The 12,884-nt window shown below is 39.9% G+C and carries 12 protein-coding genes; 8 read left to right on the forward strand and 4 right to left on the reverse strand.

Features of this window, described 5'->3' with window-relative positions; translation table 11 throughout:
• The first annotated feature begins 138 nt into the window (after positions 1–138).
• Positions 139–978, forward strand: coding sequence for an HlyC/CorC family transporter (locus HLV59_RS16615; RefSeq protein ID WP_002114976.1), 840 nt, complete (start codon positions 139–141; stop codon positions 976–978).
• The gene (lnt, locus tag HLV59_RS16620) at positions 975–2,534 is read left to right on the forward strand and encodes an apolipoprotein N-acyltransferase (RefSeq protein ID WP_016144200.1); all 1,560 of its coding nucleotides are present in this window, start codon (positions 975–977) and stop codon (positions 2,532–2,534) included. Before HLV59_RS16615 ends, lnt begins: the two co-directional genes overlap by 4 nt.
• A 1-nt stretch (position 2,535) precedes the next feature.
• On the opposite strand, the gene HLV59_RS16625 is transcribed toward lnt, so the two are convergent.
• The 4 genes from HLV59_RS16625 to gspF all read right to left on the reverse strand — a co-directional run bounded on the left by HLV59_RS16625 (position 2,536) and on the right by gspF (position 5,307).
• Positions 2,536–2,874: a tRNA-binding protein gene (locus HLV59_RS16625; protein ID WP_171430397.1), complete on the reverse strand. Its 339-nt coding sequence runs from the start codon at positions 2,872–2,874 to the stop codon at positions 2,536–2,538.
• A gap of 144 nt (positions 2,875–3,018) precedes the next feature.
• Complete coding sequence (locus HLV59_RS16630) at positions 3,019–3,363, reverse strand: hypothetical protein (protein WP_171430398.1); 345 nt, start codon at positions 3,361–3,363, stop codon at positions 3,019–3,021.
• A 268-nt stretch (positions 3,364–3,631) separates the two neighbouring features.
• The gene (gene gspG / locus HLV59_RS16635; protein WP_227513998.1) at positions 3,632–4,081 is read right to left on the reverse strand and encodes a type II secretion system major pseudopilin GspG; all 450 of its coding nucleotides are present in this window, start codon (positions 4,079–4,081) and stop codon (positions 3,632–3,634) included.
• Between the two features lie 20 nt (positions 4,082–4,101).
• Entirely contained in the window at positions 4,102–5,307 is a 1,206-nt protein-coding gene (gene gspF, locus HLV59_RS16640) for a type II secretion system inner membrane protein GspF (protein WP_005065941.1), read from the reverse strand.
• A gap of 148 nt (positions 5,308–5,455) precedes the next feature.
• Between gspF and HLV59_RS16645 the strand changes: the two genes are divergently transcribed.
• The 6 genes from HLV59_RS16645 to HLV59_RS16670 all read left to right on the forward strand — a co-directional run bounded on the left by HLV59_RS16645 (position 5,456) and on the right by HLV59_RS16670 (position 12,837).
• Positions 5,456–7,684, forward strand: coding sequence for a primosomal protein N' (locus HLV59_RS16645; RefSeq protein ID WP_171430399.1), 2,229 nt, complete (start codon positions 5,456–5,458; stop codon positions 7,682–7,684).
• A 76-nt stretch (positions 7,685–7,760) separates the two neighbouring features.
• Positions 7,761–9,605 (forward strand): monovalent cation:proton antiporter-2 (CPA2) family protein, encoded by a 1,845-nt coding sequence (locus HLV59_RS16650; protein ID WP_031947229.1) that lies wholly within the window; start codon positions 7,761–7,763, stop codon positions 9,603–9,605.
• A gap of 163 nt (positions 9,606–9,768) precedes the next feature.
• Positions 9,769–10,644, forward strand: a complete 876-nt coding sequence (gene hslO, locus HLV59_RS16655; protein WP_125699041.1) for an Hsp33 family molecular chaperone HslO — start codon at positions 9,769–9,771, stop codon at positions 10,642–10,644.
• 137 nt (positions 10,645–10,781) lie between these two features.
• Positions 10,782–11,393, forward strand: coding sequence for a LysE family translocator (locus HLV59_RS16660; RefSeq protein WP_057104864.1), 612 nt, complete (start codon positions 10,782–10,784; stop codon positions 11,391–11,393).
• Between the two features lie 146 nt (positions 11,394–11,539).
• Positions 11,540–12,496 (forward strand): DnaJ C-terminal domain-containing protein, encoded by a 957-nt coding sequence (locus tag HLV59_RS16665; RefSeq protein WP_171430400.1) that lies wholly within the window; start codon positions 11,540–11,542, stop codon positions 12,494–12,496.
• 11 nt (positions 12,497–12,507) lie between these two features.
• Entirely contained in the window at positions 12,508–12,837 is a 330-nt protein-coding gene (locus tag HLV59_RS16670) for a chaperone modulator CbpM (RefSeq protein WP_016144191.1), read from the forward strand.
• The last annotated feature ends 47 nt before the right edge of the window (positions 12,838–12,884 follow it).

A 12,884-nucleotide genomic window follows, 5' to 3' on the forward strand; every position in this document is an offset into this window, starting at 1 on the left:
TACTGAGCTGTTAACTGTAACTGGCTTTTACATAACAATATACGTTTTGTCTTTTAGCTTGTTTTATAGATGCATAAGCATCTTTTCTTCGGTATGATCTGTGTATTCATTTGATACATTGAGTCTTTAGGAAAGATCATGCAAGAGGAACCAAGTCCGTCGTGGGGAATGCGAGGCTTACGAAAATGGTTAGGTACAGCGCCAGAAACCCGTGATGAATTATTAAAATTAGTCCAAAATTCACGCCGCTTTTTAGAACCAGATACTGTTGCTATGCTTGAAGGCGTTCTTGACCTTCCAGCTACAAAAATTCGTGAAGTCATGACGCCACGAACAGCAATGATCAGTTTACAAGAAGATGATCAATTACTTGATATTCTTGATGTACTGGTTGAGTCTGCTCACTCACGCTTTCCTGTCTTCTCTGCCGATCAGCCAGACAATGTTGTCGGGATTTTGCTCGCAAAAGATTTATTGCCGTTTCTAACTGAACCGAATACCAAAGTCGATATTCGAGTTCTCATGCGTCAACCGTTGTTTGTTCCTGAAAGTGCGCGTTCCGATCAGGTATTGCGTATGTTGAAACACACTCAGACTCACATTGCGATTGTGATTGATGAATATGGCTCAACAGCAGGTCTTGTTACGCTTGAAGATATTCTTGAAGAGATCGTTGGCGAAATTGAAGATGAGCATGACACTGTCGATGAAGATGCTCAGTACATTGTTCCTGACAATGACCATACGGTAGCAAATGCATGGATGGTGCAAGCACTTACACCAATCGAACATTTCAATACTGTTTTAGATGCTGATTTTTCTGACGATGAAGTAGAAACTGTCGGCGGTTTATTGCTTCAAGAGATTGGTCTAGTAAGTGATTTACAAGGTCAAACTGTTGAGCTTGGAAATTGGTTATTTACAATCGTTGAAGCAGATGCCCGCACTATTCATCTGATTCGAGCTGTACGTCAATGAGAGCATACTTTGAAAAGCTGTTAGATTCTTCGCAACAACAAAAACAGCTTCCTTTAATTTTTCCTTTACTCATTGCTTTATTTTCAGGTGCCGTGTTCAGTTTTTCACTGGCACCTTATTATTGGTGGTGGTTGGCAATTTTATCTCCAGCCCTACTCTATGCAACACTACATAAGCGCTCAGCTAAACAAGCCTTTGCTATTGGTTGGAGCTACGGCTTTGGTTTATGGTTTGTAGGCGCTTTCTGGCTCTATACTTCCATCCATGTATACGGCGATACCAATGCGTTTCTAAGCGTATGTATGATTGCTATTATGGCCCTTGTGATGGGTTTATTTACGGCATTTCAGACATGGGTTTACCGACGTTTCTTCCCTGAAACACCACTTACTTTTGCCCCACTTTGGATTGTTTTCGAATGGGCAAAAACTTGGGTATTTACAGGTTTCCCATGGTTATTTGTAGGTTACGCTTTTACTGAACGCTTACTCGATGGTTATGCGCCGTTATTTGGTATTTATGCAATTTCCTTCGTTGTCATTGTATTAGCATGTGCTTTAGTTGAAGTTCTGCGTAAACGTGTTTTCTGGGTTATCCCTTCTGCCCTGTTAGTTTTGGGTGCATGGGGAGCATCCTATATACAGTTTGTAAAACCTAAAGCGGCTAAACCACTTAGCGTTTCGCTCATTCAAGGTAACATTCCACAAGATTTAAAATGGCTGACTGAATACCAAGTTAGAACATTAGAAATTTATGCTGGTTTGACACAATCTGAATGGGGCCGTGACCTAATTGTATGGCCTGAGTCTTCAATTCCGCTCTTCCAAACTGACATTGAACCATTTTTGGATGCAATGGATGCACAAGCGAAAAAGAACCATACAGCTTGGGTAACTGGCATTCCTTATTGGGATTTTGCGAAATCACATCAAGTTGGTAGCCCGCTGTATTACAACAGTATTATGGCTTCTGGCAGTGATTCAAGTGGACTCTATAAAAAGCAGCGTCTTGTTCCATTTGGTGAATATATTCCTCTTTCAGGTTTACTCTCTTGGGTATTACCAGCCATGCAAAATGACATTAGCATGAGCGGTTTTACACGTGGTGAGAGTGATCAGAAACCACTTTTAATTAAAGGGCATGCGCTTGCTGCTGCAATTTGTTATGAAGTGGCTTATCCGAACCTAACAAGACGTAATGCAGAAGGCAGTGATTTCTTGGTGACTGTATCGAATGATGCTTGGTTTACGGGTACTGCTGGGCCTTGGCAACATTTACAAATGGTGCAGATGCGCGCGAAAGAAAATGGCCGCTGGTTTATTCGTGCAACTAACACAGGTGTAACAGCGTTTATTGATCAAAATGGTCATATCACTGAACAAGCACCAATCGATAAAGAGTTTGTCTTGAGAGGCGATTTACCTGCTATGCAAGGCCAAACTCTTTATAACCGTTTAGGTGATTATCCAATTTTAGGATTTGCGGTCTTACTGCTGATTTTAGGTTGGGTTTATCGTCCACGTAAAGTTGACGTTTCTTTTAAATCTCGTCGCTAAATCATAATAACTTTGTACCCAGAGGCACTTCAAACTCTGGGATACAAAGTGCTACATCACCATCTGCATTATGAAACCCTGTCACTAAACATTCTGACTGGATAGGTCCAATTTGTTTTTTAGGGAAATTCACTACAGCTACAACTAATTTACCTACCAAATCTTGTGGTTGATAGAGCTTGGTAATCTGTGCACTTGCTTTACGTACACCCAATTCTTCACCAAAATCTACATGCAAAATATAGGCAGGTTTAAGCGCCTTTTCAAAAACCTCAGCTTGAATAATTTTACCAACGCGAAGCTCTACTTTTAAAAAATCATTCCACTCGATTTGTTCCATTTACTTTTCTCATGTTCTTAAATAGCTGATCTGAAGCATATAATATGTACAAATGAAGGAACACCCTATTTTTAAGTTCAGTTAAAAGATAAAACGTAGATGTTTAGTCTACGTTTTATCTAAAAACTTGGTTTTAAAATATTATTAAAAAGCAATCGATAATTGCAAAGATAAATAAGCAACTAAACTCGATAAAAAGACCATGGGTAGATAACGATAAGCTTTAAAAAGTAATTGCTCATATTGAGTAGATATTTGTTTAACTTGCCAAACGCTCGCTTTTAATGCGGTGAAGAAACTCACCATTAACCATGCACTCACAATACTTAGTGCAAAGAAGCCAATCATGATTTGGCTACTTCCCTCTGTACTCAGCCATAACTTTAAAAAAACTTCAGCAATCGGCAATAAACCCAAAATCAATAGGACAGACTTGAGCATTACCCCATGAAACTGAGTCAGTTCATCTAATATGAGAAATGCTTTCATTTAATCTCTCCTTTTAATTGAATAAAGTGCTTTTTAGTTATTATGCAAAGCTTTCATTTAAATATATAGCTTATTTTCCTCTACATTTTAACTTTCTTGTAACTATTAAATATGGGAATAATTCTTATTATAAATCTCAAAATATTAATATTAACTTTAATTTATATTTTTCAGTTATTTATTATATTTTACTAATTGAGAGAGATTATCAATTCACATTTATCATTTTATCTTTTTAACTGAACTGATAATCTCCATTACATTTTAATTAAGGTTGATAATAAATATCTGCATCATTACCTTCACCACCTTCTTTGCCATCTGCTCCAAACGAGTACAAGTCAAAAGCTCGACCATCTGCCCCAGGAATGACATATTGAATATCATTTTTCCAACTGTCTTTAGGATAACCACCTTTTACATAACCACCTGGCATCCAGTTTTTCGCTGTAGCTGGCTGGTTAACCAAAGCATCTAGCCCGCCTTCTTGCATGGTTGGGAAATGCCCGTTATCAAGCTTGTACTGATCTAAAGCTCCCGCTACACCCTTTAATGCAATTTGAGTCGTATCAATTTTGGCTTTTTCACTACGCCCCATGACATTTGGTACGATTAAAGCAGCTAACACGCCTAAAATTACAATTACTACCATGACTTCAATGAGGGTAAAGCCTGAGTTTTTATTTCGCTTACGTTGCATAGTTTGTACTTTCATCATTATCTCTAATATCAAAGTGATTAAATCATATTGTTCATATTTACGATTGGCAGCATAACCGCGATTACAATAACCAGTACAATGCTTGCCATTAAAACCAGCATAAGCGGTTCAAGTAATGCCAGTAAGGTTGAAATAAATGTCGTCACCTCACGGTCTTGCATGGTCGATGCTCGTTCTAACATGCGGTCCAGCTCGCCTGATGCCTCTCCACTTCGAATCATTTGTACCATCATTGGTGGGAAATAACCACTGCGCTCAAGTTGCGTACCTAAGTTACCACCTTCTGTCACACGCTCAGCCGCGTGAGCAATTGAGTCGCGTATGACCCAGTTATTGGTTACTGCTGCACCAATTTTTAAGGCATCAACCAAAGGGACACCTGAACGAGTCAAAATAGATAAGGTACTGGCAAATCTTGCAGCATTAATACCACGTGACAGTTTACCGAATAATGGCAATTTGAGTGTTAATCGATCAAAAGCATAATGTCCAGCAGTGGTTTTTAAGAACCGAACGAATGCGATAACACCTACTACTGCAAAAAGAATAATAAACACCCACGCATGGCGAATAAAATCACTCGCTTTCATTAAAGCGACTGTAATCCACGGAAGAGCATCTTTATTTTGATCAAAAGTTTTTACAATCTCTGGCACAACATAAGTCATTAAACCCATCACAATACCAAAAGACATCAGCATTAAAATGATGGGATAAATCATGGCACCCTGAACTTTCTTTTGCATGGCAAAGCGGTTTTCGGTGTAATCCGAAAGCTGATCTAAAATGAGATCTAAATGCCCCGAACGCTCGCCAGCAGCAACCGTTGCAATATACAGGTCAGGGAAACGTCCAGACTGCTGCATACCCTGCGCGAGTGAGTGCCCTTCTAAGACTCGAGAACGTACAGATAATAAAAGGTTTTGCACATGTGTTTTTTCACTTTGTCTGCTCACGGCGCGTAAGGCTTCCTCAAGTGGAATAGCAGCAGCAACCAAGACCGAAAGTTGTCTGGTCATGAGCGCCAAATCATAAGCACTGAACTTTTTTTGGAATAACCCCTGACTCTGATGTTTATCTTTTTGTTCAACAGGGTCAACGCTAATTGGTGTCCATGCTTTATCACGTAATTGTTGGCGAATCTGGCGCGCTGAGTCTCCCTCAAGCACCCCTTTTTGCTGCTTCCCTGAAGCATCAATGGCAGTAAATTGATATGCAGGCATGGTAATGTTCTAATTTTCCAAAAATAATAGTCGCTGCTGTTGCATCTATGCTACGCAATCATTCATATTCGTTCTATAGCCTGTGTAGAATACCCAAGTCCTCTTCACGACGCTATGCCGTTTTTTAAAATTGACGAAATGAGCCTCTATGACCATAACGCCAAAGCCTGATTCAGTTGTTTATCGTGTGCGTGTAGCCGTACCTGTGCATCTGTACGACACTTTTGACTATACACTCACCAAAGCACAATATGAACGGGCTCACGTAGGCTCACGCGTCGCCATTTCATTTGGACGCCAAAATCTGATTGGCATCATTACTGAAAAAGTTGACCCAAGTGAATCATTTACCGGTACCTTTCAGCTTAAAGCCATTTCTGACCTTTTAGACGAACAGCCTATTTTAGATGAACAAGTTTTAAGTTTATTGACATGGTCAGCTCAGTATTACCAATTTCCAATTGGTGAGGTCATGCAAACCGCCCTACCCGCATTATTGCGTCAAGGCAAACCGATGGATGTTTTGTTCCATCTTTGGAAAATTACACCATGTGATAATGTTGAAGCACTTCTTAAACGTTCTGTTAAGCAACAAGACGCGTATCAAATTTTAAAGTTACACCCTTCCGGAACTACAGAGAATATTCTTAATTTAAGTGGTGTAGAAACGGCTACGCTTAAAGCACTTCAAAAGAAAGGACTGGTAGACTGCACACTTGAACCGCACGACTTTAGCCCCGCACCTGTTCAATTGGCGCAAATGCCACTCACACTCAATGAAGACCAAAAGAAGGCAACCCAGCACGTCATAAACGCGCAGCATCAATACCAAGCCTTCTTGTTAGATGGTTTAACTGGAAGTGGTAAAACTGAAGTTTATCTACACATCATGCACGAAGTGCTAAAGCAAGGTAAGCAAGTATTGGTTTTGGTCCCTGAAATTGGTTTAACCCCTCAAACCATTTCTCGTTTTAAATCGCGTTTTAACTGTGATATTGCTCTATTACACTCGGGCTTAAATGACTCTAAACGTTTACAAGCATGGCAACAGGCTCAGACTGGCAAAGCATCTATTATTTTAGGCACACGCTCTGCGATTTATACGCCACTACCACGTTTGGGCTTAATCATTTTAGATGAAGAACATGACCTGTCTTATAAACAGCAAGAAGGCTTCCGCTACCATGCACGTGATGTCGCCCTGTACCGTGGGCACTTACAAAACTGCCCTGTTATTTTAGGTTCAGCAACTCCAAGCATCGATAGTTATTATTTGGTCGAAACTGGCAAGTTAACAGCGCTTCAGCTTAACCAACGTGCAGGCCATGCGCTTTTACCTAAAATGCATTTGATTGACCTTAAAGTTGTCAAAAAACAACATGGTATTAGCCAACCTTTAATTGAAAAGATTAAAAATACCCTAGCCAGAAAAGAACAGGTTTTAATCTTTTTAAACCGTCGTGGCTACGCACCTGTACTGGTGTGTGAAAGCTGTGGCTGGCAAGCAAATTGTCCACATTGTGACGCACATTTTACTTTGCATACTCAGCCTTATTCTTATTTACATTGCCACCACTGTGGTACCGTTCATCGCTTGCCAGACCATTGCCCTGAATGTCAGCAAAAGAGTTTAAAAACCCTAGGAGCAGGAACAGCTAAGGTCGAAGAACACTTACAAGAATTATTTCCCGAACACGATGTGATTCGGGTTGACCGTGACAGCACGAGTCGTGTCGGAAGCTGGCAAAAAATTTATGATCGTATTCACCAAAACAAACCAACAATTTTGCTCGGCACTCAAATGTTGGCAAAAGGTCATCACTTCCCACATGTTACTTTGGTTGCTATTTTAGATATTGATGCGGGCTTATTGAGTGTCGATATTCGTGCGCCAGAACGTACTGCGCAGTTAATTGTACAAGTCGCGGGACGTGCAGGCCGTGGCGAACATAAAGGCCATGTTTACTTACAAACCCTAAGACCAGATCACCCTTTACTCACCACACTCATCGAACAAGATTATCGGGCGGTTGCCAAACAGACACTTGCAGAACGTAAAGTCGCATTGCTGCCGCCTTATCGCTATGCCGTACTGATACGTGCAGAGTCCAAAGACCGTGACTATACCTTACATTTTTTAAATGAAGCTGCCGAGCAACTTCGTCAAGTGGCTGGTGAAATTGTTGATATTTGGGGACCTATTCCAGCCCCTATGGAGCGTAAAGCTGGACGCTACCGCGCACATATGGTGATTTTATCTGCTGACCGTGCTCGCCTACATTTTTACTTAAGACAATGGTGGTCACAATTAGTTCATGCACCGCGCCAGCATCAACTCAGGCTATCAATTGATGTCGATCCGCAAGAATTTAATTAGATGATTTGAATATCATGGTGTGAAGAAGCCTTTTTGGCTTTACACTTAAAAGAGACTAATACATTCGAGGCAATGAATGTCATTCTTACTGCAAGCAACAATTTTTCTTGGAGCTTCTCTGATTTTAGTCCCTCTTGGCAAACGCCTAGGGATAGCAACAGTTTTAGGTTATTTATTTACAGGAATACTTCTGGGTCCTAGTGTTTTAAATATTGCACATGACCCTGAAGCAATTATGGAACTTGCCGAATTCGGCGTTATCTTATTAATGTTCCTAATTGGCTTAGAGTTACGTCCACAACGTTTATGGGAAATGCGTGACTCTATTTTTGTGATGGGAAGTCTGCAAGTCCTCATTAGTGGGGGTATTCTTATGTTGATCATACTATTACTGTTTCAACAGCAGCTTTCTGTCAGCTTTGTGATTGGTTTTGCCCTTGCGCTGTCTTCTACCGCTTTTGTATTACAGCTTCTGACCGAAAAACAGCAACTCAACACGACTTATGGTCAACAGTCTTTTTCAATTTTACTCTTTCAAGATATAGCAGCTATTCCCCTACTTGCCATCATTCCACTCTTGGCAGGAACAGAATCAACCCATCACGGCGTCGCTTATTTTGCGGCGATTATTGCAACCTTTACTGGCCTATTTCTGTTTAGTCGCTATGTGATGCGCCCATTCTTCCGTTTTGTTGCAAAAAGTGGAGCGACTGAACTCATTACGGCAGTAGGATTATTTATTATTCTTGCTGTTGTCTTGCTGATGGATACATTAGGAATTAGCACCACATTAGGCGCGTTCCTCACAGGCGTATTATTAGCAGATTCAGAGTTCCGTCACGAAGTTGAAGCGAGTATTGCACCGTTTAAAGGTTTATTGCTTGGCTTATTCTTTATGACTGTGGGTATGACCACCCAGCTGTCACTACTGATTGATATGCCTTTGCTTATTATTGGTGGCGCAGTCGGCTTATTATTCATCAAAACACTGATATTAACTGCGATTGCTCGCTATAAAAAATACAGTTGGAATAACAGTTTGCTTTTAGGTACTTGCTTGGCACAAGGCGGAGAATTTGCTTTTGTCATTTTGAGTCTTGCAAAAAGTGAGAAGATTTTAACTCAAGCTTTATTAGAGCCAGTGACCCTGATTGTGACCTTATCGATGGTCCTTACCCCAGTGATTTACTGGATTATGGCAAATCAGGTCATTCCTCTATTTAATAAAGAACGTCCACCTGAGTACGATGAAATTCCCGAGCAGGATAACCCCATTATCATTGCTGGTTTTGGTCGATTTGGACAAATTATCGCGCGTATTGCCCGCCTACAACATTTAGGCTTTACCGCAATCGACAACAATCTTCAGCAAGTGGACTTTGTTCGTCGATATGGCGGTAAGCTCTATTATGGCGATGTGACCCAACCTGATTTACTGCGCTCTGCTGGTATTGAAAAAGCTAAAGTATTTATTTTAGCGATTGATGATGTTGAAGACTCTATGAATGTCGCGCGTCATCTTAGATTAAATTATCCACACTTAAAGCTATTGGCTCGCGCGCGTGACCGCCATCATGTCCATCTTTTAAGAGATTTAGGCGTGGAATACATTTGGCGTGAGACATATTTATCTTCATTAGGAATGGCTTATCGCGCCTTGCGAGAACTTGGTATCTCTGATGAACAAGCATATAACAATATCGAAATCTTTCGGGATTATGATGAGAAATTGCTCATACAGCAGCAAAGTATTTATACTGATGAACAGAAGATTTTTGAAACACATCGTAATGCCTTAGCCGAGCTTGAGCATTTGTTTGAAAGTGATGCACAGCAACAGGCTACATCAAAACATGATGTTAATTTAAAGCGTCATTTGCAACCAAATCGCATCGACATTACAAGAGATCATCTAGAATAACTTGAGATTTCAGAAAATGGCTATATTAAGGACTTATTCACATTGCCTAAATAATTGGACAATGGGCACAAAGCTGCCCCTGTCCGGCTTGCGGCTTCGCTGCATTTCCTAAGCTTGATTAAAACGAAATAGTTATACTCTGCTTAGGGCCCTGGAGAATATTATGTCTGATTTACGCCAACGCTTTTATATAGAGAACTTTCCAGTACGTGGAGAAGTAGTTCATCTAGAAGAAGCCCTACAAACTATCTTAGCTCAACGTGACTATATGCCTGCGGTTAAAATTCTGCTAGGTGAAATGTTGAGTGCGACTGCATTACTTGCAAGTACACTAAAAATCAAAGGCCGTATCAGCTTGCAAATCCAGGCTAGCGGCACCTTCAAATGGGCGATGGCTGAATGTAACCATTTAGGAGAGGTTCGTGCTTTAGCGGACTATGAAACCGACCCTCGCTTTCTTGAAGCAACAGACAGCAGCACAGTTCTTGGCGCTTTAGTTAATCCAGTTTTATTTATTAATATTGAACCGGAATTTGGCGAACGTTATCAAGGGATCGTGCCGCTTGATCAAGTGAATTTAGCGGGTTGCTTGATGCAGTATTACGATTTATCTGCTCAAATTCCAACTCGCATTGTGTTGGCAAGTACGGATAAGCGTTCTGGTGGTTTACTGATTCAACTCTTACCACGCCATGATGAAGAAGAGCAAAACTTGGTCGATGAAGATTTATGGCCACGTTTGACGATGTTGACTGAAACATTAAAAGCTGAAGAGCTTACCAATTTAGATGCAAATGAAATCTTATATCGTTTATACAACGAAGAAGAAGTTCGTTTACCAGAAATTGAAGCATTAAAATTTGGCTGTACATGTTCAAAAGAACGCTGTGCAAATGCTCTGATTCAAATTGGTGTAGACGCTGTCCATGAAACCCTAGAACATCAGAACCCGATTCGTATGGATTGTCAGTTCTGTAATACGCAATATACCTTTACAGCTGAAGAAGCTTTAGCGTTATTTGGTGAACATTTAAGTTAATATTTTAACTTTATAAAAAGGCGGTTATACCGCCTTTTTATTTATCCGTATTTTTTGATGATAATTTTCAACATGTTATTTTAAATAGGATAATATAAGGCTACTTTATAGCCTTATAAATAAGATGTCTAAGTACCATGAATTATTTTGATTATTTTCTCTTTATTTTTAGTGTAGTTATCATGATTGCAACCCCTGGCCCTGTCATGATTTTAGTTGCAAGCGCTGGACTTAAAGGGGGCTATAAAAAAGCACTTGAAACCATTTTTGGTACAAACCTAGCATCCCTTATCTTAATTTTTATTTCAGTACTCGTTTTAAAAGGAGTGCTGAGTGTTAATGATAGTTATCTCAACATTATTCGAATTTTAGGCTGTCTATATATTGGTTATTTGGGTTTTAGTATTCTTAAAGAAGTGATTCAAGCCCCTCATCCAGAAGCGATACAAACCGTTTCAGCACAAAATGGAGGCTTTAAAAAAGGTTTTCTTGTCGGTATTTCAAACCCAAAAGATATTATCTTTTTCTCGGCTTTTTTTCCGCAATTTGTCTCTATTACCCCTCAGTTAAATTTAAGTTTAACCATACTCACGTTAACATGGATTGTTTTAGATTTCCTTACCCTATCTTTGGTTTATATATTTTTCCGCCGCCTTTCTAACAGTCATTTATATCCAAAAATATTGGGCCTATGCGGTTTATTACTTCTACTTATTGCCCTTTACGGCTTATATCAAAGTGTTCTCTAAATCATGAGAGGTATTGGCCTCATTTACCTATACCTCTTTCTATTAATTTCATTTTGGAATAGAACAACTCTTATACAATCTAGCTTATTAAAAACTCTAAAAATCGTTTCATAATGAAATAAACAACACCATCGTGATAAAACATTATGGCAAAAAATTATTATGAAGAATTAGGGGTTACACGCAAAGCCTCTGCTGATGACATTAAAAAAGCTTATCGAAAATTGGCCCGTAAATATCATCCAGACATCAGCAAAGAAAAAGATGCAGAAGAAAAAATGCAGGCAATTAATGTTGCCTACGACACATTAAGTAATGCAGATAAAAAAGCCGAATATGACCAGATGTTAGATCACCCTCAAGGTTTTAATCACTTTGGTCAAGGTGCTGCTCAAGGGGGCTTTGATGGAGCTCAGTTTTATCGTCAAGGCTTTACAGGTGGTGAGCAAGCAGACTTTAGTGGTTTTGACGATTTATTTGGTCGCTTTGGTGCGGGCTTTGGCGGTGGGCAACACCAATACCAAAGACAACAACGTAGTTACCGCGGTGAAGATCAACATGCCAGCATAGAGGTTGATCTTGATATTGCCTATCATGGTTCAACCCAACAAATTACTCTACAAATTCCAACCATAAACGCTTATGGTGAGCCTGAAGTTCAACGCAAAACACTTCAAGTCAAAATACCAAAAGGCATGAAAGAAAGTCAGCAAATCCGCTTAAGTGGACAAGGCCAAAGTGGGATTAATGGTGGTGCTAACGGCGATCTTTATATTGAAATCCAGTATAAAGATACCGACCGTATTCATGTCGAAGGCAGTGACGTATATCTGACTGTAGACGTAACTCCATGGGAAGCGGCATTAGGTCAGGGTATTGAAGTAAAAACACCAGCAGGATCTTTACATGTCAACTTACCTAAAAATGCAAAACAAGGACAACAGCTACGTTTAAAAGATAAAGGGATACCAAATAAAACGCCAGGCCATCTCTATTTAATTTTAAATATTGTATTCCCGCCTGCAAACTCTGAAAAAGAAAAAGAAGCCTATCAGCAACTAGCAGAAGCCTTTGCTTCTTTCGAACCTCGTTCATCTCATTAGGGAGCAAGATCATGACAACCATTCACTATCGCGAAATTGTATATGACGGCCACACCTTTAATGCGGAGGTCGTTGATGAACAATCTACATTTGACTTACAACAATTTGCCCAAGCTTGCGGCCAAAGTCCTGACTGGATTCTTCAGTTAATTGAATATGATATTTTATCAGTCGAAAATACACCTGAAGCGCATCAGTTTATGGGCGAAGATGTCGCACGCGCACGTAAAGCTTATCGTCTACAACGCGACTTTGACGCAAGTTTGGCAGCAGTTGCGGTAATGTTAGATTTGATTGATGAAGTACAACAACTTAGAAAACAGTTGAAGCATTTTCATTGAGATTTTTTCTTCTAAGTAACCTTCTAAACAGGCATGAATTAAAGTGA

It is taken from the genome of Acinetobacter lactucae (assembly GCF_013122135.1).
GTDB classification, from domain to species: Bacteria; Pseudomonadota; Gammaproteobacteria; order Pseudomonadales; family Moraxellaceae; genus Acinetobacter; species Acinetobacter lactucae.

Coding starts and splice junctions, on each gene's coding strand:
- HLV59_RS16665 (WP_171430400.1), top strand. CDS start 11,540: ATGGCAAAAAATTATTATGAAGAATTAGGGGTTACACGCAAAGCCTCT.
- gspG (WP_227513998.1), bottom strand. CDS start 4,081: ATGATGAAAGTACAAACTATGCAACGTAAGCGAAATAAAAACTCAGGC.
- HLV59_RS16645 (WP_171430399.1), top strand. CDS start 5,456: ATGACCATAACGCCAAAGCCTGATTCAGTTGTTTATCGTGTGCGTGTA.
- hslO (WP_125699041.1), top strand. CDS start 9,769: ATGTCTGATTTACGCCAACGCTTTTATATAGAGAACTTTCCAGTACGT.
- HLV59_RS16660 (WP_057104864.1), top strand. CDS start 10,782: ATGAATTATTTTGATTATTTTCTCTTTATTTTTAGTGTAGTTATCATG.
- HLV59_RS16650 (WP_031947229.1), top strand. CDS start 7,761: ATGTCATTCTTACTGCAAGCAACAATTTTTCTTGGAGCTTCTCTGATT.
- HLV59_RS16625 (WP_171430397.1), bottom strand. CDS start 2,874: ATGGAACAAATCGAGTGGAATGATTTTTTAAAAGTAGAGCTTCGCGTT.
- HLV59_RS16670 (WP_016144191.1), top strand. CDS start 12,508: ATGACAACCATTCACTATCGCGAAATTGTATATGACGGCCACACCTTT.
- gspF (WP_005065941.1), bottom strand. CDS start 5,307: ATGCCTGCATATCAATTTACTGCCATTGATGCTTCAGGGAAGCAGCAA.
- HLV59_RS16630 (WP_171430398.1), bottom strand. CDS start 3,363: ATGAAAGCATTTCTCATATTAGATGAACTGACTCAGTTTCATGGGGTA.
- lnt (WP_016144200.1), top strand. CDS start 975: ATGAGAGCATACTTTGAAAAGCTGTTAGATTCTTCGCAACAACAAAAA.
- HLV59_RS16615 (WP_002114976.1), top strand. CDS start 139: ATGCAAGAGGAACCAAGTCCGTCGTGGGGAATGCGAGGCTTACGAAAA.